This is a genomic window from Paracoccus sediminilitoris (assembly GCF_003259195.1).
Classification (GTDB): Bacteria; Pseudomonadota; Alphaproteobacteria; order Rhodobacterales; family Rhodobacteraceae; genus Paracoccus; species Paracoccus sediminilitoris.
This window is the reverse complement of the sequence record NZ_QJPK01000001.1, coordinates 128,326-153,313: the sequence shown is the minus strand read 5'-3', so window position 1 is coordinate 153,313 and position 24,988 is coordinate 128,326. Positions and strand designations below refer to the sequence as shown.

The 24,988-nt window shown below is 64.3% G+C and carries 21 protein-coding genes and 1 tRNA gene; 13 read left to right on the top strand and 9 right to left on the bottom strand.

Going from position 1 to position 24,988, the window contains the following annotated elements; translation table 11 throughout:
* Nucleotides 1-23 precede the first annotated feature (23 nt).
* Together gatA and gatC are read right to left on the bottom strand one after the other, a co-directional pair.
* The gene (gene gatA / locus DKT70_RS00725; protein ID WP_111557372.1) at nucleotides 24-1,508 is read right to left on the bottom strand and encodes an Asp-tRNA(Asn)/Glu-tRNA(Gln) amidotransferase subunit GatA; all 1,485 of its coding nucleotides are present in this window, start codon (nucleotides 1,506-1,508) and stop codon (nucleotides 24-26) included.
* The gene (gatC, locus tag DKT70_RS00720; protein WP_072297727.1) at nucleotides 1,505-1,792 is read right to left on the bottom strand and encodes an Asp-tRNA(Asn)/Glu-tRNA(Gln) amidotransferase subunit GatC; all 288 of its coding nucleotides are present in this window, start codon (nucleotides 1,790-1,792) and stop codon (nucleotides 1,505-1,507) included. Before gatC ends, gatA begins: the two co-directional genes overlap by 4 nt.
* Nucleotides 1,793-2,094: 302 nt before the next feature.
* Between gatC and DKT70_RS00715 the strand changes: the two genes are divergently transcribed.
* Nucleotides 2,095-2,169 (top strand) — tRNA-Glu (locus tag DKT70_RS00715).
* A 259-nt stretch (nucleotides 2,170-2,428) separates the two neighbouring features.
* Here the strand turns inward: DKT70_RS00715 and eutC are convergent.
* The 3 genes from eutC to eat are packed head-to-tail and all read right to left on the bottom strand — an operon-like array spanning nucleotide 2,429 to nucleotide 6,031.
* Nucleotides 2,429-3,211 (bottom strand): ethanolamine ammonia-lyase subunit EutC, encoded by a 783-nt coding sequence (gene eutC, locus DKT70_RS00710; protein ID WP_111557371.1) that lies wholly within the window; start codon nucleotides 3,209-3,211, stop codon nucleotides 2,429-2,431.
* Nucleotides 3,208-4,593, bottom strand: coding sequence for an ethanolamine ammonia-lyase subunit EutB (locus tag DKT70_RS00705; RefSeq protein ID WP_111557370.1), 1,386 nt, complete (start codon nucleotides 4,591-4,593; stop codon nucleotides 3,208-3,210). The genes eutC and DKT70_RS00705 overlap by 4 nt, the downstream gene beginning before the upstream one ends.
* A gap of 58 nt (nucleotides 4,594-4,651) precedes the next feature.
* Complete coding sequence (gene eat / locus DKT70_RS00700; RefSeq protein ID WP_111557369.1) at nucleotides 4,652-6,031, bottom strand: ethanolamine permease; 1,380 nt, start codon at nucleotides 6,029-6,031, stop codon at nucleotides 4,652-4,654.
* A gap of 278 nt (nucleotides 6,032-6,309) precedes the next feature.
* On the opposite strand from eat, the gene DKT70_RS00695 reads away from it, so the two are divergent.
* The 5 genes from DKT70_RS00695 (at nucleotide 6,310) to DKT70_RS00680 (ending at nucleotide 13,601) form a co-directional block, all read left to right on the top strand.
* A complete protein-coding gene (locus DKT70_RS00695) occupies nucleotides 6,310-7,209 on the top strand; it encodes a helix-turn-helix domain-containing protein (RefSeq protein WP_111557368.1) in 900 nt (299 codons plus the stop codon).
* 279 nt (nucleotides 7,210-7,488) lie between these two features.
* Nucleotides 7,489-8,979 carry a DUF6212 domain-containing protein gene (locus DKT70_RS17975; RefSeq protein WP_158529920.1) on the top strand — a complete coding sequence of 497 codons (1,491 nt, stop codon included), beginning with the start codon at nucleotides 7,489-7,491 and terminating at the stop codon, nucleotides 8,977-8,979.
* 2 nt (nucleotides 8,980-8,981) lie between these two features.
* Nucleotides 8,982-11,642 (top strand): glycosyltransferase, encoded by a 2,661-nt coding sequence (locus tag DKT70_RS00690; protein WP_158529918.1) that lies wholly within the window; start codon nucleotides 8,982-8,984, stop codon nucleotides 11,640-11,642.
* Between the two features lie 2 nt (nucleotides 11,643-11,644).
* Complete coding sequence (locus tag DKT70_RS00685; RefSeq protein ID WP_158529916.1) at nucleotides 11,645-12,385, top strand: sulfotransferase; 741 nt, start codon at nucleotides 11,645-11,647, stop codon at nucleotides 12,383-12,385.
* Nucleotides 12,386-12,518: 133 nt separating this feature from the next.
* The gene (locus DKT70_RS00680) at nucleotides 12,519-13,601 is read left to right on the top strand and encodes a polysaccharide pyruvyl transferase family protein (protein ID WP_111557365.1); all 1,083 of its coding nucleotides are present in this window, start codon (nucleotides 12,519-12,521) and stop codon (nucleotides 13,599-13,601) included.
* Nucleotides 13,602-13,742: 141 nt separating this feature from the next.
* On the opposite strand, the gene DKT70_RS00675 is transcribed toward DKT70_RS00680, so the two are convergent.
* The gene (locus DKT70_RS00675) at nucleotides 13,743-14,831 is read right to left on the bottom strand and encodes an endonuclease/exonuclease/phosphatase family protein (protein WP_233490357.1); all 1,089 of its coding nucleotides are present in this window, start codon (nucleotides 14,829-14,831) and stop codon (nucleotides 13,743-13,745) included.
* Nucleotides 14,832-14,912: 81 nt separating this feature from the next.
* Nucleotides 14,913-15,044 carry a hypothetical protein gene (locus DKT70_RS18605; RefSeq protein WP_267895636.1) on the bottom strand — a complete coding sequence of 44 codons (132 nt, stop codon included), beginning with the start codon at nucleotides 15,042-15,044 and terminating at the stop codon, nucleotides 14,913-14,915.
* 72 nt (nucleotides 15,045-15,116) lie between these two features.
* Between DKT70_RS18605 and DKT70_RS00670 the strand changes: the two genes are divergently transcribed.
* The 7 genes from DKT70_RS00670 to DKT70_RS00640 all read left to right on the top strand — a co-directional run bounded on the left by DKT70_RS00670 (nucleotide 15,117) and on the right by DKT70_RS00640 (nucleotide 22,040).
* A complete protein-coding gene (locus DKT70_RS00670; RefSeq protein ID WP_111557364.1) occupies nucleotides 15,117-15,932 on the top strand; it encodes a P-loop NTPase family protein in 816 nt (271 codons plus the stop codon).
* Nucleotides 15,933-16,119: 187 nt separating this feature from the next.
* Nucleotides 16,120-16,464: a hypothetical protein gene (locus DKT70_RS00665; RefSeq protein WP_111557363.1), complete on the top strand. Its 345-nt coding sequence runs from the start codon at nucleotides 16,120-16,122 to the stop codon at nucleotides 16,462-16,464.
* Nucleotides 16,461-19,250 (top strand): response regulator, encoded by a 2,790-nt coding sequence (locus DKT70_RS00660; protein WP_111557362.1) that lies wholly within the window; start codon nucleotides 16,461-16,463, stop codon nucleotides 19,248-19,250. The genes DKT70_RS00665 and DKT70_RS00660 overlap by 4 nt, the downstream gene beginning before the upstream one ends.
* The gene (locus DKT70_RS00655; protein WP_111557361.1) at nucleotides 19,247-20,197 is read left to right on the top strand and encodes a diguanylate cyclase; all 951 of its coding nucleotides are present in this window, start codon (nucleotides 19,247-19,249) and stop codon (nucleotides 20,195-20,197) included. The genes DKT70_RS00660 and DKT70_RS00655 overlap by 4 nt, the downstream gene beginning before the upstream one ends.
* Before the next feature lie 137 nt (nucleotides 20,198-20,334).
* Nucleotides 20,335-20,502, top strand: a complete 168-nt coding sequence (gene rpmG / locus DKT70_RS00650; protein ID WP_072297912.1) for a 50S ribosomal protein L33 — start codon at nucleotides 20,335-20,337, stop codon at nucleotides 20,500-20,502.
* A 168-nt stretch (nucleotides 20,503-20,670) separates the two neighbouring features.
* Nucleotides 20,671-21,504, top strand: coding sequence for an XdhC family protein (locus DKT70_RS00645; protein WP_111557360.1), 834 nt, complete (start codon nucleotides 20,671-20,673; stop codon nucleotides 21,502-21,504).
* Entirely contained in the window at nucleotides 21,501-22,040 is a 540-nt protein-coding gene (locus tag DKT70_RS00640; protein ID WP_111557359.1) for a nucleotidyltransferase family protein, read from the top strand. The genes DKT70_RS00645 and DKT70_RS00640 overlap by 4 nt, the downstream gene beginning before the upstream one ends.
* Nucleotides 22,041-22,112: 72 nt before the next feature.
* Here DKT70_RS00640 and DKT70_RS00635 read toward each other — a convergent pair whose 3' ends face one another.
* Together DKT70_RS00635 and DKT70_RS00630 are read right to left on the bottom strand one after the other, a co-directional pair.
* On the bottom strand, nucleotides 22,113-23,483 hold the full coding sequence (locus DKT70_RS00635) for an aspartate aminotransferase family protein (protein ID WP_111557358.1): 1,371 nt from the start codon (nucleotides 23,481-23,483) through the stop codon (nucleotides 22,113-22,115).
* A 28-nt stretch (nucleotides 23,484-23,511) separates the two neighbouring features.
* Nucleotides 23,512-24,969, bottom strand: a complete 1,458-nt coding sequence (locus DKT70_RS00630; protein ID WP_111557357.1) for an NAD-dependent succinate-semialdehyde dehydrogenase — start codon at nucleotides 24,967-24,969, stop codon at nucleotides 23,512-23,514.
* Nucleotides 24,970-24,988: the final 19 nt, after the last annotated feature.

Here is a 24,988-nt window from a genome sequence, read left to right as displayed (position 1 = left end):
CGACATCAGGTTATCGCCGGACGTTACCACCAGCGATCCGGCTTGGCCACAAATCCTGCGGCCCGCTCCAGCACCAAGGCCTGGTTCAGCAGGTCGGCCTCGCCGAAAGGGCGACCGAACATCTGCAGACCCAAGGGCAGGCCCTTGCTGTCGCGCCCGACGGGCACGGCGATGCCCGGCAGACCGGCCAGGTTCAGCGTCACGGTGAAGACGTCGTTCAGATACATCTGAACCGGGTCGCCCTTGTCCACCGACCCAAGCGGGAAGGCCGATGACGGCGTCGTGGGCGCCAGGATCGCGTCGATGCCATCGGCGAAGGCGTTGTCGAAGTCACGCTTGATCAGCGCGCGGACCTTGCGGGCGCGGTTGTAATAGGCGTCATAGAAGCCTGCCGACAGCACATAGGTGCCGATCATGATGCGGCGCTGAACCTCGGGGCCGAAGCCTTCGGCGCGGGTCTTGGCGTAAAGATCGTCGATCCCGTCGCCCGCGCCCAGTTTCGCGCGGTGGCCATAGCGCACCCCGTCATAGCGCGCCAGGTTCGACGACGCCTCGGCCGGGGCGATGACGTAATAGGCGGGCAGGGCGTATTTCGTGTGCGGCAGGCTGATGTCGACGATCTCGGCGCCCGCGTCGCGCAGCATTTCGGCGCCTTGGGTCCACAGGGCGTCGATTTCGGGCGGCATGCCCTCCATCCGGTATTCGCGGGGGATGCCGATGCGCTTGCCGCGGATGTCGCCGGTCAGGGCGGCCTCGAAATCGGGCACGGGGATGTCGGCGCTGGTCGAATCCTGCGGATCGGCGGATGCCATCGCACCCAGCATGATCGCGGCATCGCGGACCGTCTTGGTCATCGGACCCGCCTGATCCAGGCTGGAGGCATAGGCGATCACGCCCCACCGGCTGACGCGGCCATAGGTGGGCTTCAGACCCACCGTGCCGGTGAAGGCCGCGGGCTGGCGGATCGATCCGCCGGTATCGGTGCCAGTCGCGGCCAGGCACAGATCGGCCGCCACCGCCGCCGCCGACCCGCCCGAGGACCCGCCCGGCGTCAGTTGCGTGCCGTCCGGCAGACGCCACGGGTTCACCGCCGGCCCATAGCTGCTGGATTCGTTGGTCGAACCCATCGCGAATTCGTCCTGGTTCAGCTTGCCCAGCATGACCGCGCCCGCGTTCCACAGGTTCTGCGTCACGGTGGATTCGTATTCGGGAACAAAGCCCTTCAGGATGTTGCTGGCCGCCTGGCCCGGCACGCCCTTGACGCAGAAGACGTCCTTGATCCCCAGGGGAATGCCGGTCAGCGCCGTGGCGTCGCCCGCCTTCAGCCGCGCATCCGCGGCGCGCGCCATGTCGCGGGCCATGTCGGGCGTCTTGTGGACAAAGGCGTTCAGCGCGCCCGCGCCTTCGATGGCGGTCAGGCAGGCGTCGGTCAGTTCGACCGAGGTGACGTCGCCCTTGGCCAGCGCGTCGCGGGCATCGGCGATGGTAAGCGTGTTCAGATCGGTCATTCCACCACCTTCGGGACGGCAAAGAAGCCTTCGCGCGCATCGGGCGCATTCGACAGGATACGGTCGGGCATGCCGCCCGTGGTCACGACATCCTCGCGCCGCTTCAGGCGCATGGGCGTGACGCCCGTCATCGGTTCGATGCCGTCGACATCGACCTCGGTCAGCTGTTCCATGAAGTGCAGGATGCCGCTCAGCTCGCGCGCCAGCGCCGGCAGTTGGGCGTCATCGACCGCGATGCGCGCCAGATGGGCGACCTTGCGGGCCTCGTCCTCGGTGATCGACATGACGTCTCCTTTCGTTGGGCGCGGGTCTACAACCCCGCGCGAAAGGCTGCAAGCTGCCGCATGGGGATAGGGGGTGCATTCGGGTCGGCGCCCGTGTCGTGATTCTGTCAAACAGTCGCCGCCACCCCATGGTATCGGGAAAGGGTGCCCGACGTTACGCCTTAATATCGCAGCATTTATTAGGCTTTTTCGGAATTTCGAAGTTTTTTCATCGAAAGGCGATTTTTGTGCTTGCGCCTCTCGGACGCTTTGCCTAAACACCGCTTCAACGCAGCCAAGCAAGACTGGCAGCGACACAGAGTGGCCCGTTCGTCTATCGGTTAGGACGCCAGGTTTTCAACCTGGAAAGAGGGGTTCGATTCCCCTACGGGCTGCCACTTTCTCCCTGTTTGAAGACACAAGACAACCACCACGGGCAGCCGATTGGCTTGCGCGGTTTTTCGCGTTCAGAGCGATGGACCAAGTGCGTCGGCAGGCGTCCCCGGTCGGGATTTTTCGTCCTCCCCGTGCGCGCATAGGGAAAACTTTTATATCTTCATGGCAGACTCGCCATGTCGCGACCGGTTCGTGTTGTAAGCGGTGCCGTTGTATCCCGGTCGCGACTTGCAGTGCGGCTGCGCCGTCGCCCCGGTCCCGTCATTCGATCAGGAAATTGCGGCGGGGCGGGGTGGTGGCCAGCGGTTCGGCTTCGTCCTTCAGCGGGATGCCGGTCAGGCCCAGCTGGCGGGCGCGGCTGATCAGGAAGATCAGCTTCTGCGCCGCTTCCGGATAGGACAGCCCCGCCGCCCTGACATTCGAGATGCAGTTGCGCGCCTCGTCGGTGCGGCCCGGTTTCGGGTCGTCGGTCAGGTACAACCCCATGCTGTCGGGCGAACTGAGCCCCGGCCGCTCCCCGATCAGCACCAGCACCATCCGCGCTCCAAGCGCCGCGCCGATTTCATCGCCGATGGCGACCCGCGCCTGCGTGGCGATGGTCAGGGGGCCAAGCGTCAGCCCCATCTGGCGCAGCATCGGCACGACGAGCGACAGGAAGGGTGCGGCATTCGACTGGATCGCCAGCGCCGACAGGCCGTCGGCCACCACGATGGCAAGGTCGCAGCCGCCTTCAGGGGCGTCTATCACATCGCGCGATACCGCGTCCAACTGCCGTCCCAGATCGGGGCGCTGCAGATACATCGCCCTGTCGGCGGCGGCGCTGGCCACGACCTTAACCGGCAGGTCCAGATCCGCCAAGCCGCCCTGCAGCGCGGGCAGGTCCAGCCCCAGATGCACCGCCTTGCGGGCGCGGGCATGGGCCAGTTGAAAATCCAGATGCGGCGCTGTGGGCAGGCTGCTGCCCGAACGGCCAAGCGCGATGCGGGCGGGCGTCAGGCCGCGCAGTGCCGTCCAGGGCGTCGGTGTCACATCCGACCGGGTCATGCGGCACCCGTGATGGCTTGGCGAAAGATCGGTGGCAGCTGGTCGGCCATGCGCCCTTGCGCGTCGAAGAGGCCGTGTTGCTGCAGCCATGCCTCGAATTCGGGAGCAGGGCGCAGGTCCAGCACCTTGCGGGCGTAAAGCGCGTCGTGGAACGAGGTCGTCTGATAGTTCAGCATCACGTCGTCTGACCCCGGAATGCCCATGATGAAGGTGATCCCCGCCACCCCCAGCAGCGTCAGCAAGTTGTCCATGTCGTCCTGATCGGCCTCGGCGTGGTTGGTATAGCAGATGTCGCAGCCCATCGGCAGGCCCAGCAACTTGCCGCAGAAATGATCCTCGAGCCCCGCCCGGATGATCTGGCGCCCGTCATAGAGGTATTCCGGCCCGATGAAGCCCACGACGCTGTTGACCAGCAGGGGCTTGCAGATGCGGGCCACGGCATAGGCGCGGGCCTCCAGCGTCTGCTGATCGACGCCGTGATGGGCATTGGCCGACAGGGCCGATCCCTGGCCGGTCTCCAGATACATCACGTTGTCGCCCAAGGTGCCGCGCCCTTGGGACAGGGCGGCATCGCGCCCCTCGGCCAGCAGGGCCAGGTCGATGCCAAAACTGCTGTTGGCGGCCTGTGTGCCCGCGACCGACTGGAAGACGATGTCGACGGGAACGTCGCGGCGGATCAGTTCGATTGCGTTCGTCACATGGGTCAGCACGCAGGATTGCGTGGGGATGTCGTACCTTGCGATTACCTCGTCCAGCATGTGCAGCAGGCGGGTGGCGGCGGGCAGGGAATCCGAGGCCGGGTTGATGCCGATGATCGCATCGCCATTGCCGAACATCAGCCCGTCCAGGATCGAGGCCGCGATCCCCGCCGGATCGTCGGTCGGGTGGTTGGGTTGCAGCCGCGTCGACAGCCGCCCCGGCAGCCCAAGCGTGTTGCGGAAGCGCGTCGTCACGCGGACCTTGCGCGCGATCAGGATCAGGTCCTGATTGCGGCAGATCTTGCTGGTGGCGGCGACCATTTCCGGCGTCAGGCCGGGGGCCAATGCCGCCAGCGCCGCACCGTCGGTGGCATCCGACAACAGCCAGTCTCGAAAGCCACCGACGGTCAGATGGGCCACGGGCGCAAAGGCGCGGGCGTCATGGGTGTCGATGATCAGGCGGGTGATCTCGTCCTCCTCATAGGGGACGACGGCGTCGTGAAGGAAGGCCGCCAGCGGCAGATCGGCTAGCGCCAGCTGGGCAGCGGCGCGTTCCTCGGCGTCGATGGCGGCGATGCCCGCCAGGTGATCGCCCGACCGCTCGGGCGTGGCCTTCGCCATCAGCTGGGCCAATGTGTCGAAGCGCCACGTCTGGCCGCCGATGGTGTGTGAATAGCTTGGCATCCTGCCCCCTTGGTCTTGCGGATGGACGGGGCGCGACCTGCGCCCCGACCTGTGGCCCTCAGCCGACTTGCGGCATGGCAGCGGCGCTGCGCTGGCCGCGCGTCATGCGGAAGTAGACGTATCCCAGCAGCATGATCGCCACGAAGATCACCGCAACCGTGAAGTTGTAATAGGTCATGGCGATCAGGCAGATGATGGCCGCGCCCATCGCGAAGGCCGGAAAGACCGGATAAAAGGGCGTGACATAGCTGCGCGGCATGTCGGGCCGGGTGCGGCGCAGCCGGAACAGGCTGGCCATGCTGAGGATATACATCACGATCGCCCCGAAGACTGCCATGGTCACGATGTTCGCCGTCAGGGGCTGGCCGCCGATGGTGATAAAGCTGTCGCTGAAGATCGCGATAATGCCGACGACGCCGCCTGCCAGGATCGCCCGATGGGGCGTCTTGAAGCGCGGATGGATGGCCGCCAGCGCGGGCGGCAGGTATCCGGCGCGGGCAAGGGCGAAGATCTGGCGCGAATAGCCCAGGATGATGCCGTGGAACGACGCCACGAGCCCGAACAGCCCCAGCCAGACCAGCATGTGCAGCCAGCCGCTGCTGTCGCCGACGATATAGCGCATGGCCTGCGGCAGCGGGTCGTTGATGTTGGCCAGCTGCGTCCAGTCGCCCGCGCCGCCCGCAAAGACCATCACGCCCATGGCCAGCGCGACCAGCGTCAGGATGCCCGCGACATAGGCGCGCGGGATGGAGCTCTTGGGGTCCTTCGCCTCTTCGGCGGCCATGGCGACGCCCTCGATGGCAAGGAAGAACCAGATGGCAAAGGGGATGGCTGCGAACATGCCGGGGATCGCACCCCAAGTGAAGGCGTCCTGACCGGACCAGCCGCCCGCCGTCAGGTTCGACATCCGGAAGCCCGGCGCCACGACGCCCATGAAGACCAGCAGTTCAAAGATGGCGATCAGGGTGACGACCAGCTCGAACGTGGCGGCAAACGCGACGCCGACGATGTTCAGCGCCATGAAGACGACATAGGCGCCCACCGCGGCGACCTTGGGGTCAAGCCCTGGAAACTGGATGTTCAGATAGGCGCCGATGGCCAGCGCGATGGCAGGGGGCGCAAAGACGAATTCGATCAGCGTGGCCATGCCGGCGAAATAGGCGCCGGTCTCGCCCAAGCCCGCGCGGGCATAGGCGAAGGGGCCGCCCGCATGGGGGATGGCGCTCGTCAGCTCGGTGAAGCTGAAGATGAAGGTGGTGTACATCATCGCCACGAACAGCGCGGTGATGATGAAGCCCAATGTGCCGGCCGACCCCCAGCCATAGCTCCACCCGAAATATTCGCCCGAGATGACCAGCCCGACGGCGATCCCCCAAAGCTGCACGGTCGAAAGCGTCTTGGCCAGCTGCGGCTGGCCTGACCCATGTATCTGCGTCATTGCCGTTTTCCCTTCCTGTCAGGATCTGCGCCTTTGGCGTCATGTTCTGCGATGTCGTCCTCAAGGGCTGACGCGAATCGCTCCCTGCCCGCTATCCGATTTCGGCAACAGCGACGTTCGGATGGGTTTGCAGCCGCAATCGCTGCGGGCAGGATCGCGCAGTCTGCCCATTTTACGGGCAACTGGTCGGTGGCCGTTGCGATCTGGCCCGCCCCGTCCTTGCGGTGCGCGGGGGGCAGGGCGCAGTTGTCCGCAACGGTTTATGGCAGGATCACGCGATGCATCTGGACCCTCATTCGGCGCGCCTGCGCCATGCGACCACGGTCGAGGAACAATCCACCCTGCTGGCCGGCTGGAACCAGCGCTATGCCCAGCTGTCGCGGGGCGCCTTTTCGGGCATGCTGTCCGAGGCGCATCTGCCCGGCGCCTATCTGTTCCGCGAAGTGACCAGCCGCAGCCTGCTGCAATCGGGCATCGTGGGCCATGACGTCCTGGCGGTGGGCATTCCCTTGGCCGTCAGGGGCCCGGCGCGGTTCTGCGGATCGCCCTGCGGCGGCCATCAGCTGCACGTCTTTTCGGGCCGCGAGGGCTTTCAGTTCCACACACCCTCAGATCTGGACATCATGGGCATCGTGATACCGCGGACCCAGCTGCTGGCCCATCTGGACGCCGCCGAAGGCAACCTTCTGGCCGATCGCCTGAAGCGCGCCCATCTGCTGGATCTGCCGCCACCGCTGTTTCACCGTCTGGGCCAGGTGATGCGTGACCTGATGTCGGGCCAGGCCGAGCTGGATGACATCACGCCCCTTCTGGCCGAGGCGCTTTTCCAGGCCGCCCCGTCGACGCAGGCGCCTCGGGGAGCCGAACTGGTCGACGACCTGCGCCGCATCGCCGCGGATCCTGCCCGCGAGCAGCCCCCCACCATCCACGAAGCCTGCGAATTGCTGGGCGTCAGCCGCCGCACCCTGCAATACACCCTGCGCCGGCAGATCGGCATCAGCCCTGCGGACTACATCCGTGCCTTGCGCCTGAACACGGCCCGCGCCTGCATCCTGGAGGGTGCGACGGTCACGCAGGCAGCCACCAAGACCGGCTTTTGGCATTTCGGCCGCTTTTCGCAGGAGTACCGCGCGCTTTTCGGCGAATTGCCCTCGGCCACCTTGCAGAACGCGCGCTAGCCCGTTTCCCGGGTGCCATTCGGAATAACCAACGCGGGCGGGACCGGCCTTGTTTCTGCGAGGATTGTTGGCATATCGGCGCGCCCCATTCGGCATGGATGCTTGTCGCAGGCTGCAAAGGCCATGCCCATCGTGCAAAATTGATGTACACGAAATCTGCAGAAATGGCTAAGTTTGCGTGGGTCGGCAGATATCGGTCGCATCATGGGGGCAGGCATTGCCTCTTTTGCACAAATATCGCATTTGATCGCCAAGCATTGCACAATTGATGGTATAACTATGACCCAGCAACTCGCGCCCGCCGCAAGCCCCGAGTCCAAGTCGTCCGGTCTGGCAGGGAAAGCTGCCGCAGCCGCAAGTCTTGTGGTTTCGTCGTCCGAGTTGGCCGAGGTGCAGGCGCTGAATCTGCCGGTCGCGTTGATCGCAAGCCGGGTCCTGGCCGAAGAGGTCGTCTTCCAGGACGAACAGGGGGTGACGCTCAGCTTTGAAACCGTGGCCATCCGGGCCATCGGTCGTCTGGCGCTGTCCTCGGCCGCTGCCGGGCACCTGCGCGTCTTGGGCGACATGTGGCAAGAGGTGACGGGTGCACCGGCCCCCGAATTGCTGGCGCCCGAATTGCTGGCGTCCGCATCGGCGGATGCCGCCACGCTGCGGGTTTCGATCCTTGAGCGGCTGGTTGCCGGGATGACCGCCGAACGCGGCGCCTCGGCCGTGCGTTCGGCACGGTTCATGCGCGAACTGGGTATCCTTCGTCGTCAGCACGAAGAAACCCAGGCGGGTTTTCGTGACCTCGAGGCCTTCCTTTATCGCAACACGTCGCAGAAGCGGCTTTTGGATATCACGCTGTCGCCCGTGGCCGCTCAGCCTTCGATCGTGCTGAACGGCGGCATGCAGCTGGTCCAGCGGCTGCCCGCGACCAGCATCGGTCTTAGCGACGTCTCGATTTTTGTCGCCAATGAAACGGCGCCCGCCGATGGGGTTCTGCATGTCAGCCTGTCAAGCCCGGACAGCGGCCAGACGCTGGCCATCTGGGAAGTTCCGGCCAGAAAGCTGTCTCAGGGGTGGCTGCGGCTCTCGATGGAGCGGGCGCTGGGGTCGGATGCAGTGACGGTGCTGCTGCGCGTCGCCTATCAGGGGACCGGCTCGGTCCGCATCGCCAGCTCGTTCCAGCATCCCGAAGAACGGTTCCAGCCGCTGCTGGATGACCGGCGCAGCCCGAACGTGCCGGCGCTTCAGATCTGGCGCTGGATCGCGGGTGCCAGCGCCCCCTTGGCGGCGACCGCCATCCTGCCGATCGGTGGTCGCAACCGCTTGCGGCGGGTCCTGGGTGAGACGCTGACGATGGCGCGCGATCTGAACAACCTGTCGCAGACGATGACACTGCAACCCGACAGTTCGGCCCTGCTGGTACACGTGCTGGAAGACCGGACCGCGGGCGGCATCCTCTCCGGGGTCGCCCTGCCCGGGGCGCGGCACATCTATGCCGATATCAGGACCTTCCACGGCAGCGCCAACGACATCGAATACCGCATCGCCTTGTCACCGACCTCGGATCGGCCGAGCCAGTCGGGCGATCTGCCGAATTTCAAACCCCATCTGGTGTCCGAATGGGTGCGCATGGCACCCTTGGAGGATGGTCAGGTGCATCTTGTCCTGCCCAATTCGCTGGACATGCCCTGCGATGTCTATCTGCTGACGCGTCTGCCCGAAGGCGTTCGCAGCAATGCCTATGGCTGGTCGACCTTTGCCAACCTGACATTGCAGTTTTGAGGATGGTGACGAAGATGTTCGACGATGCGCCCTTGCCGATGCCGCATGTTCCCGCGGCGGCGACTTCGCCTGCGATCGCGGTGGTGGTGCCGATCTTCCGCCACTCGGTTCTTCTGTCGGAAGCGATCGAAAGCGTCCTGGATCAGCGCGGCGATGCGCAGATCGCGATCATCCTGGTGAATGACGGCTGCCCCCACCAGGAAACGGATCGCGTCTGCCGCGACTATGCCATGGCCTATCCCGACCGGGTCACCTATCTGCGCAAGCCCAATGGCGGCTTGAGCGATGCCCGCAATCACGGCATCCGCCATGCCCTGAAGACCTGGCCGTCGGTCGAGGCGATCTACATGCTGGATGCCGACAACAGGCTGCGCCCCGATGCGCTTGGCAATGCCCTGCAGGCTCTGCGCGACGATCCTGCCGCCGATTGGATCTATCCCAATATCGACATGTTCGGCCTGCAATGGGCCGGCGATTACGGCGGCGACTATTCGCTGCTGATCCACACCGCGATGAACATCTGCGAGGCGGGCAGCCTGATCCGCCGCAAGGTCTTCGAGGCGGGCGTCTTCTTCGACACCACGTTCAAGTCCGGCTTCGAGGACTGGGATTTCTTCCTGACCGCGGCCGCAGCGGGCTTTCGCGGCAAGAACATCGAGAATTTCGGGTTTCTCTATCGCAAGCGCGCCGAATCGATGCTGGCCGATTCCGAACGTGACGCCGAAGCCATTCGCAGCGAGTTGCGCAAGAAGCACAAGGCGATCTTCAGCCCGCGCGGGCTGGCAGCGCTGGAACAGGTCGAGGCGCCTCGTTATGCGATCTGCCTTGCCGACCGCGACGAGGTCCTGCTGACCACCGATCCCGACCTGGGTGATCAGCGACGCATCCCGCTGGCCGAGTTCGAGGCGATGTGGTGGCGCACCCAGACCGACAACACGCAGCATCATTGCCCGCCCATTCTGGTTATCACGCATTCTGCCGTTCTGGCGCAGCTGAAGGCGGCCAAGCTGCTGCACGGTCTGCTCTGGACGATGGAACGCAGGCTGGCGCAAAGGCCCTTCGTCGCGTTGGAGCTGCAACCCCAGGAATCCGAGCGTCTGTCCTGGATCGAGGAGGACGTTCACGGCATTCGCGAACTGAATGCGGCGATGTTGATGATCGCGCCCAAGATCATGACCAAGATCATGCGCGACAGCTCGATCACTTGGGGGGGCGGGGTAGCCGCGCAGCCCTGCGCGACGCCGACGCTGTCGATCGGATATCGGCTGAACCATCAGTTCTTCCAAGGCCAGACGCCCTATCAGGCCGCCGCGCATGATTTCGTCGCATTGTGTTCGCAATTCCGGGCATCGCCCAAGCGGGGCGCACTTGATCTGAACTGGGACTGGCGCCGCCCCGACATCCCCTGGCGGTCGCGCACGCATGAGATCACGCGGATCCCGACCTTGGCCAACGCTGCCTATCCCCGGGTTGCGGACGGGGCCACGGATGTCGGCTTTGTCCTTCCGCTGGTGGAATTCGGCGGGGTCGAACGTGTCGCCCTGAATACTGCCCGCGCGATGAAACGTGCCGGATGGCGCCCGCATCTTTTCATCGTCGACGCGGATGGCTGTCAGTTCAGCGACGAGTGGCGTGACACATTCGACAGCGTGACCTTTCTGGCCGATACGGATTTCGCGACCTGGGGCGGGGCAGGTTCAAGCTATATCGGCACGGATGTGCCCGATTGGTCGCGCCATGGGGATCAGCGGGACGCGACGGCGATGCTGGCCTGGCTTGACGTGGTCATCAATTTCCATGGTGGCGCAATTTCCGGTCTGATGGGGCGCCTGCGCAGGTTCGGCGTCAAGACCGGCCTGTCGCTGCACCTGAACGACCACACCCCGTTCAAGCGGCTTGTGGGCAACACCTATCTGGGGCTCGCCTTCGAACACGCCTATGATCTGTTCCTGCCCTGTTCTCAACAGCTTGCCGATTGGTGCCACGCGATGGGCGTCCCCGAGGAAAAGATCGTCCCGGTTCTGAACGCGCCCAGCTTTGATCTTCCCGAAACGTCGAGGAAGGCGATCGACGCGCGGCGTGGCGGGATGGATGCCAAGGAAGGGCTGAAGGTCATCTATCTGGGCCGCCTTGATCAGCAGAAGGGCCTCGAACGCCTGATCGGGATCGTGGACCTGTCGCAAACCGAAATTCCGTCGGTGCAATGGCGCTTGATTGGCAAGCAGGTGGTGTCCGGAAACGGCGCGCGTCTGCCCACCCGCATCGTGCAGATGATAGAGCCGGCGCTCACCGACCCCGAGGAACTGGCCGCGGCTTTCGAATGGGCTGACGTCTTTGTCCTGCCCTCCTATTTCGAAGGGCTGCCGCTGACGATTCTGGAAGCGATGCGTTCGGGCGTCGTGCCGGTCGCGACCGATGCCGGGGCCGTATCCGAGGTGGTGCGCCATTGGCAGAACGGCGTGGTCTTGTCGCAGAATGACACCGTGATCGAAGCCGTCGAGGCGTTGGGCCGGATGGCGCGCGACCGGAAACTGTTGCACAAGATGTCGGGACAGGCGCGTCAGGACATGCAGGGGCGCGATTGGGACAGCGCGGTCGCCCCCGCGATGGCGCGTCTTGCAGCGATGTTGGAGGCCGGGCAGGAACGGCCCCGAGAGGAATGAAAATGCACTCACAACCCTATCCTGCGCTTTCCGCCCCCAAGGACGGCTATGTCTTTGTGGTCACATATGGGCGCTCGGGTTCCACGCTGACACAAAAATTGCTGAACGCGATCCCCGGATATCAGATCAGGGGCGAAAACGGGAATGCCCTCTATCACCTTGCCCGGGCGGCGGTGGTGACATCGAAATGGGACAACTTTATTTGGCGCAGAGAGGATCTGCACAAGGCCAAGTCGGAGCAGAAAACCTTTCTCCGAAATATTATCGGGACCAGCAGCGATCCTTGGTACGGCGCGGAACTCATCGACCCCGAGGCACTTTCCAAATCCCTTGCCGACAGCTTCGTTTCGCAGATTTTAAGGCCGGATGAAACGGTCAGGGTGTCTGGTTTCAAGGAAATCAGATGGCATGAGGACCGCGCCTTCTTTCCGAATTTCCTGGATTATATCAAGAACACTTTCCCGAACTCAAAATTCCTGTTCCAGACCCGCATGGCGGACGATGTGGCGAAATCCGCTTGGTGGAAAAATCGCAAGCATGAAGATGTCATGACCATGATCTCTAATGCCGAAAGAATGTATGCCGACTTTTCTGCGGATAATCCTGACATCAGTTTTACGGTCAAGTACGAGCGGTACGCCGAAGGTCCATCCTATGTGCAGGAGATATTCGATTTTCTGGGCGAGAAGGTGGATGAGGACGTGATCGCGCAGATTCTCGGCAGCAAGTTGAAACACTCCTGACAATGACATGCCGCTGATCGGCTTGGCCGTCGCAGCCGCCTGAATCCGACCAAGCCTGACACGAACTGCGAAGACGGCTAGTGTGGCGGTCACATGATCCGGCAATGTCGCGCTATCTTGATGTGAGAAGAAAATGAAGAAAACACTGGTCATTGGAACATCCGCGAAATCCGAGCGTGTTCCTCATGCAAATACCGGCAACATGATGCACGCCGAAACGGCACGAAGATTGTTGATGGATTACGACAACTTTCCGTTCCGGGAATGGACAGAGGAAGAGGTTGAAAAGGCCAACAGCGAATACGGACATATTCTTTTCGTAGCCGCGAACGGAATCCGGCCCGGTGCTACTGACGATCTTCCGATCGTGAAATCGCATGAAATTCTTGAGAGGAACTTTTCCAGGACCAATTTGCCGATTGTCACCTTGGGATTGGGCGCCCAGCAGCATTTCAATGCTGAAGCGACGGAATTGCCCAACGCCACGAAAAGGATGCTTGCCGTTCTGTCCGAGCGATCCAAGGAAATAGCGGTCAGGGGTGACAATACCCAAAGCATTCTGGAAAAGGCGGGGATTAAGAATACCACGGTGATGGGATGCCAATCCTGCTTCTGGTCGATGAAGCCCCAACTGGATGCGGATCATTTCAATCAATACGATGAAAATGCCAGTCTGGCTTTCAACTATACGGCCCCGGGGGCCGAATATCAAATCATAGACTTGGCCATCAAGAATGATGCCTACGTCTATGGTCAAGAGGAATATAATGAGCTTCTCGCCTCGGAGGGGGATCGCGAGGCCCTCAGGGACAGCAAGAAATTCAAGAACTACCTTCGGAAAACCTCTCTGGATGAAGCTCAGTTCCTCAACTGGATAGATACCCGATTTTCGCAAATCTATGATCTGCAGAAGTGGTTCGAGCGCATGGCCATGCACAGGTTCTGCTTCGGGACAAGATTTCATGGGAACATGGTGGCATTGCAGGCGGGTGTGAAGACTCTGTGGGTCGTTCATGACCGCAGGACCGAAGAGCTGTGCAATCACCTTGCGCTGCCCAATATCCGCGCCGGAAAGATCAAGGAAGATACCCGACTGTCTCAGTTGGAGGAGATGGCCGATTATACCGAATTTTTCAAGAAATACCCCGGGAATTACCGCAAGCTCTATGACTACCTGACAGCGGCGGGGCTTCCGCACAGGTTGCCTCGACCCTAAGTCGGCCAGCCAAGAAAAATTCCGCGCCGAAGCATCGGCGCGGGATCATCGGTCGCCAAGACGTCATCCGCGATTTGAATCGAATGGGTCGTTCGGATCGTCGCCTGCATGCCAGCGCTGCCACGAACAGTCTTGGATGTTTCAGAACTTCTCGTGGCCCAGGGTGTCGCGCATCTTGGCGACGGCATCGTTGACAAGTTCCTTCTCATCCTCGGCGATGGGTTTGGGGGTGCTGTTCAGCCGTTTGGCGACCGCGGCGTCCATGTTCAGCGTGGCGGCCATCGGGAAGTGATCCGATCCGATCGGGTCCAAGCGCTGCAGCGACGTGACGGCGACGTTATCGGTCACGTAGAGCTGGTCGATGGGAAAGCGCAGCCACCAGCGCGTGGCGTCGAAGCTGGAATACATCCCGCGCCCGATCCGCGGGTCCAGATACTGCCCGACATGCTTGAAGCTGCGCGATGTATCGGACCAGGCGACATCGTTGAAATCGCCCGTCACCACCAGGGGCATGTCCGTGGAGGCCGCGAATTTGGCTGCGTAATAGATCTGGCGGTCGCGCTTTTCGGTATCCTCGCCCGGCACGGGGGGGCGGGGGTGAAGCCCGACAAAGCGGAACGCCCGTCCTTCGGCCGAGGTCAGCTGGGCGATCAGCGAGGGGGTGTCGTCCTCGGTCAGATAGATGATGCGCGCATCCGATGCGGGCAGGCGCGTGGCAAAGATCATGCCATAGTAATTGTCCTGCGGATGGCGGATCACGGTGTCATATCCGGCCAGCGCGGGCTCCATCGCGTCCAGCCAGGTATGGTCGGTTTCCATCAGCAGCAGAATGTCGGGGTCGAACTGGCGGATCCGGTCCAGCACCAGGTCATGCCGGTCGTTTTCCATCAGCACGTTCGCCGACAGGACCCGCACCTGGTCGGTCCCTTCGGGTGCCAGCTGCAGTTCCGGCGTGGCCAGGATCGTGTAGGGATAGATCCGCGCCAGCTGATAGCACAGCGCCGCCAGCATCAGGACGGGGATGAAGACCCGCGTGGGACCCGACAGAAACAGCCCCGCCAACATGACCACCCCTGCCAGGATCGCGATCTGCAGGCGCGGGAAATCCATCGCCCTGATCCACCAGATGTTGCTGTCCGAAAACGGCAGGATCGTGACCACGGCAACCAAGGCGGCCATGCCCCAGACGGAGAGGATCGCCAGAATTTTCAGGATGAACTGCAGCGCCATGGTCTTTCCTTCCGATCTGTTCCGCGCGACCAGATCTAGAGGGAGAGGGGCCGCTGTTCCAGCAGACAAATGGATGGCAGCCTAGGCCGCGTCGGCCGGGTCGCAGATATCAAGGATGCGGACCTGGTCGGTTCCGGTCAAAGCGTGGGTGGCGTAATCCAGATCGGGCCAGTCGGCCGGGCTGATCGCCTTGATCCGGTCGAAGGCCCGCATCAGGCCCGCCTGCGTACAGTCGGCCCGGCAAAGCCGAAATGCCTAGATGAGGACCGTGCCGGCCGCCCGGCCATGGCGGTCGTGCTGGCGGGCATGGCGGCGCTGCTGGCAGTGGGCCTGTCGGAAATGCTGGACCGCAGCATCCGCAGCACCGAACAGCTGCGCCTGTCACCCGATACGGTGCCCGTGGGCCTGCTGCCCCGGCTGTGGCGGCGCGAGGCCCGCAACTTGACCCGTCTGGTGCGCTCCGATCCCGGACATCCCTTTTCCAATGCCCTGCGTGCGATGCTGGTGATGATCCAGTCGCAATCGCGCGCGGCGGTGCCGCTCAGCATGCTGGTCTGCCCCGGCGGTCGGGAAGGGGACGCGACCATGACCTCGGCGGCGCTGGCCTTGGGGCTGAACGGGCTGGGCCGGCGCGTGCTGGTGGTGGATTGCCACCCCGCTACGGCGGCACCGGATGTCGGCCAGGAATGGGGCATGCTGCGGGATGGCGGCACCATGCTGCGTCTGGTCCGGCTGGAGGACCGGCCCGACCCGGCGGCGGCACCCCTGGCCGAGCGCATCCGCACGCTGCTGGATCACGGCAGCTACAGCGACAGCGTCGTGATCTTCGATGCGCCCTCGCCGTTGGCATCCGGGGTGACGCTGCAACTGGCGGTGATGACGGCGCGGACGGTGCTGGTCTGCAGCTGGGGCCGCACGGCCCGCCAGCTGGCGCGCCTGTCCGCCGACCGGCTGATCGCGGCCAGCGATGCGCGTATCCTGATGGCGCTGGCGGATGTGAACTTGCGCCGCCATGCCCGAAGCGGCAGCCGCGACGCACCGCTTGCCGCCCAGCTGATCCTGGGCCGTGCGCGGACGTCGCGGATCAACCCGTTCGCCTGAGGGCGGCGCATCCGGCCGCGTGTCCGGGCGACCCCAAGGCGCGATGCACGGCATTTGAATTGAAACGTCAGCGTTCCATGGCTTCCGCAGGGGGCCGCGTTAAGACATCCGACAGTCCCGCGCGCTAAGACTGCACTTATTGCAGCATCAGGGATGTGACATGTCGGATTCACAAAATGGGCACCCCATGGCCCGCAGCGGCGAAGCCCCCGCAACCTGGCGGGACATGGCCCCCGCAATGATCCTGTTGCTGGCCGGCGTCGCGGCGCTGGCCGCCGCCACCCTGACCGCATCGCCCGTCCAGGGACAGTACCTGGTCCTGGCACCGGGGGCCGGGGGCGGACGGCTGACCGACCTGGTCTATCGCGCCGGGGGTGGCGTGGTGGGCCTGGGCGGCATGCGCGGCATCGCCATCGCCGCATCCGAAGACCCCGGCTTTCGCCAGGCGATGCTGGCGCAGGGGGCTTGGGCGGTGCTGCCGTCGTCACGCATGTTGGGTTGCTTCACCGACAAGACGGAGGCGCGGCCATGACCGATGAAATCCAGGTCCTTCGCGAACGGTTCGGCGGGCTGCTGGTCTGGCTGCTCTGGGCGCATGTGCCGGTTCTGGCGGCGGCGGCGGCGTGGAACCAGGTCCTGTCGGCGCCGATGGCCATGCTGTGGGGGGCGGCGCTGGCGGGGGTCTATCACCTGACATGGCAGCGCTTCGGGACCGTCCGGCTGACCCGCAACCTGGCCGGGATCGCGCTGATCGGCGAACCCGCGCTGCTGCTGATCCTGTTCGAGGGCCATCCCTGGCAGATGGACATGCACATGTATTTCTTTGCGGTCATGGCGCTGAACATCGCCTGGTTCGACCGGGGCACGCTGATCCTGTCAGCGGCGGGCATCGCCGTTCATCACCTGGTCCTGCTGTATCTGCTGCCTGTTTCGGTCTTTCCCGAACAGGGGGATTTTGCGCGGGTGATGCTGCATGCCGCGATCGTTCTGTTTCAGATGTCGGTCCTGATCTGGGTGATCCACAAGGTCCTGAGCGCCTTTGCCCGCATCCGCGTCATGAGCGACGAGCTGGTCGCCCGCAGCGCCGCGCTGGAGGAACGCAACCGCGCCGCCGAGGAATCCAGCCGCGCCAAAAGCATGTTCCTCGCCAATGTCAGCCACGAGATCCGCACCCCGATCAACGCCATCCTGGGCTTCAGCCATCTGTTGCAGCGCAGCGACCTGCAGCCGCGCCAGCGCGATCATGTGACCAAGCTGAACGGCGCGGGCGTGTCGCTGCTGCGCCAGATCAACGACATCCTGGATTTCTCGAAGAACGAGGCGGGCAAGCTGGAGCTTGAGGCCCGCGATTTCGACCTGCGCGCGGCCGTGTCGGGGCAGGTGCAGATGGTTGCCGAAAGCGCGCATGCCCGCGGCCTGACCATCCGCATGCGGATCTCGGACGATGTGCCCGTGCTGGTGGTGGGCGACGAAATGCGCCTGAACCAGGTGATCCTGAACCTGCTGAACAACGCCATCAAGTTCACCGAGGAAGGCCGCGTGGCCATTTCCGTCGGGGTGGCGGAACGCGAGGGCGCGCGCATCTGCATCGAATGCGCGGTCAGCGACAGCGGCATCGGCATGACCGCCGAACAGCGGGCAAAGCTGTTCGCGCCCTTCACCCAGGCCGACAGTTCGACGACGCGCCGCTTCGGCGGCACGGGGCTGGGGCTGGCCATCTGCCGCCAGATCGTCGAACAGATGGGTGGGGCGATCACCGTCGACAGCATGCCGGGCATCGGCAGCGCCTTTACCTTCCGTGTCTGGCTGCTTGTCGCGCAAGGCGGCGCCCTTGCCGCCGACCCCCATCCCGCCCTGCGCGCGCTGCGCATCCTGGTGGCCGATGACAACCCCGCATCCCGCGACATCATCCAGGAATTGCTGAGCCGGTGGAAGCTGTCGGGCGACCTCGTCTCCTCGGGGTCCGAGGCGCTGGCCGCGATGGAACGCGAAGCCGCCGCCGGAAGGCCCTATGACCTGGTGATGCTGGATTGGAAGATGCCCGGCATGGACGGGCTGCAGACGGTGCGCGCCATGCGCGACAACCCGCGGCTGGTCCCCATGCCCGCCACGCTGATGGTCACCGCCTATTCCATCGACGAATTCATTCGCGATGAGGATCGCCGCGCGATCAGCGGCGTGCTGCGCAAGCCGCTGGATCCCCATCACCTGCTGGACATGCTGAACCAGCTGTTCCCCGGCACGCCGGGAGACACGTCGGCCCGAATGGTGCAATCGGCACAGCCGGACCTGTCGGGGGCGCTGCGCGGACATCGGGTCCTGTTGGTCGAGGACAATGCCATCAACCAGGAAATCGCCACCGCGCTGTTGTCGGATGCGGGCCTGCAGGTGGATGTCGCAGGCGACGGGATCGCCGCCTGCCAGATGGTGCTGGACCAGGACAATGGCTATGCTGCGGTGCTGATGGATGTGCAGATGCCCCGCATGGACGGGGTCGAGGCGACCCGCCGCATTCGCCAGCGGATCGCCGCCGCAGATCTGCCGATCATCGCCCTGACCGCCCATGCCTATGCCGAGGAACGCCAGCGCTGCCTGGGGGCGGGCATGAACGACCACATGTCCAAGCCGATCGACCCGGCCTTGCTGATCGAGACCCTGTCGAAATGGCTGCCCCGCGACGCGCGACCCGGTCCCGCCATCGCAACGCTGCCCGAGCGGCTGCCACCTTTCGACCTGGCCTCTGCCCTGCGGGGGATGAACGGCAAGACCGAGCTGCTGCACCGCCTGATCTCCGAATTCGGGCGGAATTACGACGGCATCGGTCCCCGGATGGATCAGCTGATCGCCCAGGGCCGCGCCGAGGAAGCCAGCCTGGTTGCCCATACGCTGAAAAGCGTCACGGGGTCCCTGGGGTTGGCGGATATTCCCGAACTGGCGGGACGCATCGAAACGGCGCTGAACCAGGGCGATGATGCTGCCGACCTGATCAAGGATCTGACGCGGGCGCTGGCCCCCGCCATTTCCGCCGCGCGCACCCTTCGCTGCGATCCGCCAATCCCCGCGACGGACCTGCCGCCCGTCTTGGAAGCGTCGGCAGGTCCCGCGATTGCGACATTGCGCGATCAGGTCCGGCGATGCAGCCTGTCGGCACGTACGGGCTTTCACGGGCTGGCGGATGCGCTTGGTCTGTCGCCCGGCGCGCGGGCCGCACATCCGCTGATGATCGCGCTGACGCAGCTGGACTATACCCGGGCCGCGCAGCTGCTGGACCAGATGCAGTCGGACCTGGAACAGGGCCATCAGGGGGCGCCGACATGACCCGACCCGTCATCATGATCGTCGACGACGAGATCGCCAATATTGAGATGATGGCCGCAGTGCTGGAGGATGACTATGAGATCTGCTTTGCCAGGTCGGGCGCGGCCGTGCCGGGGGTCGCGATGGATGCCCGCCCCGACCTGATCCTTCTGGATATCGTCATGCCCGGCATGGACGGTTATGAAGTCTGCCGCCGCCTGAAGCGCGACCCGGTGCTGTGCGACATTCCCGTCATCTTCACCACCGGCCTGAACGACCCCGAGGATGAGGAGCGCGGCTTCGAGGCGGGGGCCGTCGATTACGTCACCAAGCCCATCCAGGCGATCAAGCTGCGCAGTCGGGTCGGCAACCATGTCGAATTGAAGCGGATGCGCGACCAGCTGTCGGCACTGGCCACCACCGATGCGCTGACCGGTCTTGGCAACCGTCGCCTGCTGGAGGAGCTGCTGCAATCGCAGCTGCACCACCTGTCCGCCAAGGGGGAATGGCTGTCCTTCATCATGATGGACATCGATTTCTTCAAGCAGTTCAACGACCTTTACGGGCACCTTGAGGGTGATGACTGCCTGCGCCGCGTGGCCCATGCCTTGCGCGACGCGATGCGCCGCAGCGACGACGTCTGCCTGCGCTATGGCGGCGAGGAATTCGCCTGCATCCTGCCGCGCACCGACCATGACGGCGCGCTGGAGGTGGCCGAGACGATCCGCCACCGGATCGAGGCCCTGGGCATTCCCCACAAGGGTTCGGGTGTCAGCCCGGTCGTCACGATCAGCGTCGGCGTCGCGACAGGTCGCAGTGCTGCGGATCTGTCGATGGAGCTGTGGATCTCGACCGCCGATGCGATGCTGTACCAGGGCAAGCGGACGGGGCGGAACCAGGTGACGGGCCATGTGATCGAACTGCCAAGACCCGTGGAACGGGCCGAACGCCCGCGTGCGGCAGGCTGAAGGCCCCGGCACGCCCGGATCGACGTTTTTCGCGCTTTGACGGTTGACTCTGGCAGGGTGGAGGATAAAAGGCAGCTTCGATAAGGAATTCCACGGGGTTTGCGGCGCGCGATTGCCCCGAAGCAGGAGCGATACACATGGCGAAGCCGACCACCATCAAGATCCGGCTGAACTCGACCGCCGGCACCGGCCACTTCTACGTGACCAAGAAGAACGCCCGTACGATGACGGAAAAGATGACCGTGCGTAAGTACGACCCCGTTCTTCGTCAGCACGTCGAATACAAGGAAGGCAAGATCAAGTAAGATCTGCCTCTCGGACTGTTCAGAAACGGGTCGCGTCCGCAAGGAACGCGGCCCTTTTCGCATGATGCGCCCCTGACGGGTTGAAAATGCGTCCTGCGGTGTTTTTCTTGCATCCGAATACGGGCCGGCTGCGTTGCCTTGTCTGTTCCCCGCACCCGGAAGACCACCATGACGATGTCCTCGCCCATTTCTGCCCTTGCCGACTGTCCGGTGAAATCCCTTCTGGCACGCCCCGGCGGGTCCTTGGCCATGCTGATCGAGGCGAAGGGCGGGTTTCCCCGCCGTCCTGGTGCAATGATGGCCCTGTGGCCAGATGGGGCGCGCGTAGGGCGTTTGGGCGCGGGGTGCATCGATGCCGATATCGCGGCGCATCTGGACCGGACCGAACCGGTGACCCATCTGATCTATGGCGAAGGCGGGCCCATCGACCTGCCGTTGCCCTGTGGGGGGCAGGTCCGGATCGCGCTGATCCACGCGCCCTGCGCCGATTGGTTGTCCTCGATCTGGGATGACCGCATCCGCCGCCGCACCGGGCATTGGGATGTCGATCTGCAAAGCGGCAAACCGCAGCGCGCGGCGCAAGGCCGGGGGCAGGGCTTTCAACTGACTCTGCCGCCCCCGCCCGCCTTCCAGATTCATGGCGAGGGCGACGAGGCACTGGCCCTTTCCCAGCTGGTCGCGGCCTTGGGCTTTCCCTCCATCGGGGCCGATGCGACGCCGGACGCCCACAGCGCTGTCGTCACGCTGTTCCATGACCATGACCGCGAAATGCCGGCCCTGAAACGGGCCTTGGCATCCCAAGCCTTCTATGTCGGTGCCTTGGGGTCGCGCAGGGCCCAGAACGTACGGCTGCAATCGCTGGCGCTGGAAGGTGTCACCCCTCAGGATCTGGACCGGATGCGCGGCCCGATCGGCGTCGTCGCGCGCGGTCGCGACCCGCGCCTGATTGCGGCTTCCGCGCTGACCGAGATCCTGGCCGAATACGAGGAGCGCTTCGGATGACCCATACAGGACTTCTTCTGGCCGCAGGCAATTCCAGCCGTTTTGGCGCGGATGACAAGCTGTTGGCCGATTTTCGCGGTGAACCGCTCATCGCCCACGCCGCGCGCGCCATGCGCGACGCGGCGCTGGACGACCGCGTGGCGGTGGTGACCAGCGACGCCGTCGCCGCGCTGTTGGACGGTTTCCGCATCATCCGCATCGCGCCCGGCCAGCAATCCGACAGCCTGCGCGCGGGGCTGGATGCGGTGGGCGATCCCGATCTGCTGCTGATCGCCTTGGGCGACATGCCTTTGGTCACGGACGAACATCTGGACGCCGTCATGCAACGCGCCACCGATGGCCATATCGCTGCCAGTCATGATGGGACGACGGCGCTGCCGCCAGCCTGTTTCCCGCGTGCGATGATCCCGGCCCTCTCAACGCTGAAAGGCGACCATGGGGCTGGCCGCCTTCTGCAGGATCTGCCGCAGCATTCCTTGGTTCACGCCCCCGATCTGCTGATCGATGTCGACACCCAGGATGACCTGACCCGCTGACCTGACCTCAAGGTGCGTCCGGGGCAGGGGGTCCGGGGGATGCGTCATCCCCCGGGCGTCGCGGGACGCAGATCAGCCCAACACTTCGGCAAGCGCCTCGGCGGTGACATTGACGATCTGATCGGCTTCGGCCTCGGTCAGGCACAGGGGCGGGGCAAAGCCCAGGATGTCGCCCTGGGGCATGGCGCGTGCAATGACGCCGCGCTTCAGCATGGCGGCCACGACCTTGGCGCCCTTGCCTTCGGAGGGGTCAAAGAACTTGCGGTTGTCGCGATCCGCCACCAGTTCCACCGCGCAGAGCATACCCTCGCCGCGAACCTCGCCCACATGGGCGTGATCGCCGATGGCGGCCTGCATGCGCTGGTTCAGATAGGCACCCGTCTTGCCGGCATTTTCGACCAGGCCCAGCTCGTCGATCAGCTTCAGGTTGGCAACGCCCGCCGCAGCCCCGATGGGGTGGGCGGAATAGGTCCAACCGTGGCCCAACACGCCGTTTTCGTCGGTGCCGCGCGACAGCACATCCCACATCTTCTGGCCGACGATTGATGCCGAGAGCGGCGCATAGGCGCTGGTCAGCCCCTTGGCACTGGTGATCAGGTCGGGCTTCATGCCGTAATGGTCGGACCCGAACATCGTGCCCAGACGACCAAAGCCGGTGACGACCTCATCCGCGATCAGCAGGATGTCGTGCTTGTCCAGAACCTTCTGGATCGCCTGCCAGTAACCGGCGGGGGGCGGGACGATGCCGCCGGTGCCCAGAACGGGTTCACCGATGAAGGCGGCGATGTTGTCGGCACCCTCGGCCTCGATCAGCGCCTCCAGCTTGTCGACGCAATAGCCGACGAAATCACCCTCGGACATGGAGGCATCGGGGCGGCGGAAGTAATAGGGTGCCTCGGTGTGGATCACATGCTCCAGCGGCAGGTCGAACTTCTTGTGGAACAGCTCAAGCCCCGTCAGCGACCCGGTGACCAGACCCGATCCGTGATACCCGCGCCAGCGGCTGATGATCTTCTTCTTCTTCGGGCGGCCCAGGATGTTGTTGTAATACCAGACCAGCTTGATGTTGGTTTCATTGGCATCCGACCCGCCAAGGCCGAAATAGACGCGCGCCATGCCTTCGGGCGCGCGGTCCATCACCATCTTGGCCAGCGTGATCGAGGTTTCCGACCCATGCCCGGCATAGGCGTGGTAATAGGCCAGTTCATGCGCCTGCTTGGCGATCGCATCCGAGATCTGCTTGCGGCCATAGCCGACATTCACACAGTAAAGCCCCGCGAAACCGTCCAGCAGGCGGTTGCCGTCGCGGTCTTGGATAAAGACGCCCTCACCGCCGGTGACGATGCGCTGCGGGGCTTCGCCACGGGCGAATTGCGCCAGGTGCGTCGAGGGATGGAAAAAGCTCTCGCGGTCCCATTTGGCCAGTTCATCATTGGTCAGCATATCGGAATTTCCTTTCATCCCCGGTTCTTCAGCCCCAGTCGCGGCAGACATATTTGATCTCGGTAAAGGCCTCGAGGCCCTGACGGGCGCCTTCGCGTCCCAGACCGGATTGTTTCATCCCCCCGAAGGGGATCGGCGCGCCCGTGACCTTGGTGCGGTTCACGGCGACCATGCCGTATTGCAACGCCCGCGTCAGGCGATAGATCCGCCGCGGGTCCTGGCTGTGGACATAGGCCACCAGCCCGTATTCGGACGCATTGGCACGTTCGATGACTTCTTCCTCGGTGTCAAAGATCGACAGGGCGGCGACGGGCCCGAAGGTTTCTTCCGTCATGATCGCCGCTTCGTCGGTGACGTCGGCCAGCACGGTCGGCTGGAAGAACAGCGGCCCCAGATCGGCATCGACCTTGCCCCCGCACAGCAGCCGCGCGCCTTTGGACAGTGCGTCCGTGACATGCGCGACTTGCTTGTCGATCTGGCGGTCATGGATCAGAGGACCGATATCGGGATCGTCCATGCCGTGGCCCATCGTCAAAGCCTGCGTCGCCTTGGTGAAACGCGCGCAGAAGTCGTCATAGACATCGCGATGGATATAGAAGCGGTTCGCCCCCAGGCAATCCTGTCCGGATGTGGCGAATTTGGCCTTGATGCCTTCGGCGACGGCGCGGTCCAGATCGGCGCTTGGGAAGACGATGAAGGGGGCATGGCCGCCAAGCTCCATCACCAACCGCTTCACGGTATCGGCCGATTGGCGGTAAAGAAGGCGGCCCACTTCGGTGGACCCGGTGAAGGACAGCGCCCGCACGCGTTTATCGGCGGTCCATTCGCCGACGATGGTGGCCGCATCGCCGATGATCGTATTGACGACGCCCTCGGGGAACCCGGCCCGCCGCGCCAGTTCCGCCAGCGCCAGCGCCGATAGCGGCGTTTCCGCCGACGGATGGATCACCACCGTGCAGCCCGCGCCCAATGCGGCCGCGGCCTTGCGGGTGATCATGGCACACGGAAAGTTCCACGGCGTGATCAGGGCGGCGACGCCGACGGGTTCGCGCCACAGTTCCATCTCGGCATCGGCCAAGTGGCTGGTGACGCCTTCGATGTTCGGGCGCAGCGCTTCCTCGGCATAGAACTGCACGAAGCTGGCGGCATAGTCGATCTCGCCCCGTGCCTCGCTGATGGGTTTGCCCTGTTCGGCGACCATGATGCGCGCCAGGTCTTCCTTGGCACCCAGGATCAGACCGTGCCAGCGATGCAGGATCGCGGCGCGGTCCTGGGGCAGGGTGGCCGACCAATCAGGAAAGGCGGCCTGGGCGGCATCGACGGCGGCCTTCGCGCCGTTCGCATCGCTGATGGCGACCTGCGCCACCAGATCGCCCGTGGCGGGGTCGCGGACGGCCAGACGTCCTTCGGCGGGGAAATCGCCTGCGGCAGGCAACAGGCCCGCATCGTCCAGACGTTCGGACAGTCGGCTTTGATCGTCAAACATGGCGCACCTCCTTGGCTTG

Excerpts from the sequence above, each read along its gene's own strand:
- gatA (WP_111557372.1), bottom strand. The coding sequence starts at position 1,508 with ATGACCGATCTGAACACGCTTACCATCGCCGATGCCCGCGACGCGCTG.
- gatC (WP_072297727.1), bottom strand. The coding sequence starts at position 1,792 with ATGTCGATCACCGAGGACGAGGCCCGCAAGGTCGCCCATCTGGCGCGC.
- eutC (WP_111557371.1), bottom strand. The coding sequence starts at position 3,211 with ATGACCCGGTCGGATGTGACACCGACGCCCTGGACGGCACTGCGCGGC.
- DKT70_RS00705 (WP_111557370.1), bottom strand. The coding sequence starts at position 4,593 with ATGCCAAGCTATTCACACACCATCGGCGGCCAGACGTGGCGCTTCGAC.
- eat (WP_111557369.1), bottom strand. The coding sequence starts at position 6,031 with ATGACGCAGATACATGGGTCAGGCCAGCCGCAGCTGGCCAAGACGCTT.
- DKT70_RS00695 (WP_111557368.1), top strand. The coding sequence starts at position 6,310 with ATGCATCTGGACCCTCATTCGGCGCGCCTGCGCCATGCGACCACGGTC.
- DKT70_RS17975 (WP_158529920.1), top strand. The coding sequence starts at position 7,489 with ATGACCCAGCAACTCGCGCCCGCCGCAAGCCCCGAGTCCAAGTCGTCC.
- DKT70_RS00690 (WP_158529918.1), top strand. The coding sequence starts at position 8,982 with ATGGTGACGAAGATGTTCGACGATGCGCCCTTGCCGATGCCGCATGTT.
- DKT70_RS00685 (WP_158529916.1), top strand. The coding sequence starts at position 11,645 with ATGCACTCACAACCCTATCCTGCGCTTTCCGCCCCCAAGGACGGCTAT.
- DKT70_RS00680 (WP_111557365.1), top strand. The coding sequence starts at position 12,519 with ATGAAGAAAACACTGGTCATTGGAACATCCGCGAAATCCGAGCGTGTT.
- DKT70_RS00675 (WP_233490357.1), bottom strand. The coding sequence starts at position 14,831 with ATGGCGCTGCAGTTCATCCTGAAAATTCTGGCGATCCTCTCCGTCTGG.
- DKT70_RS18605 (WP_267895636.1), bottom strand. The coding sequence starts at position 15,044 with ATGCGGGCCTTCGACCGGATCAAGGCGATCAGCCCGGCCGACTGGCCC.
- DKT70_RS00670 (WP_111557364.1), top strand. The coding sequence starts at position 15,117 with ATGGCGGTCGTGCTGGCGGGCATGGCGGCGCTGCTGGCAGTGGGCCTG.
- DKT70_RS00665 (WP_111557363.1), top strand. The coding sequence starts at position 16,120 with ATGGCCCGCAGCGGCGAAGCCCCCGCAACCTGGCGGGACATGGCCCCC.
- DKT70_RS00660 (WP_111557362.1), top strand. The coding sequence starts at position 16,461 with ATGACCGATGAAATCCAGGTCCTTCGCGAACGGTTCGGCGGGCTGCTG.
- DKT70_RS00655 (WP_111557361.1), top strand. The coding sequence starts at position 19,247 with ATGACCCGACCCGTCATCATGATCGTCGACGACGAGATCGCCAATATT.
- rpmG (WP_072297912.1), top strand. The coding sequence starts at position 20,335 with ATGGCGAAGCCGACCACCATCAAGATCCGGCTGAACTCGACCGCCGGC.
- DKT70_RS00645 (WP_111557360.1), top strand. The coding sequence starts at position 20,671 with ATGACGATGTCCTCGCCCATTTCTGCCCTTGCCGACTGTCCGGTGAAA.
- DKT70_RS00640 (WP_111557359.1), top strand. The coding sequence starts at position 21,501 with ATGACCCATACAGGACTTCTTCTGGCCGCAGGCAATTCCAGCCGTTTT.
- DKT70_RS00635 (WP_111557358.1), bottom strand. The coding sequence starts at position 23,483 with ATGCTGACCAATGATGAACTGGCCAAATGGGACCGCGAGAGCTTTTTC.
- DKT70_RS00630 (WP_111557357.1), bottom strand. The coding sequence starts at position 24,969 with ATGTTTGACGATCAAAGCCGACTGTCCGAACGTCTGGACGATGCGGGC.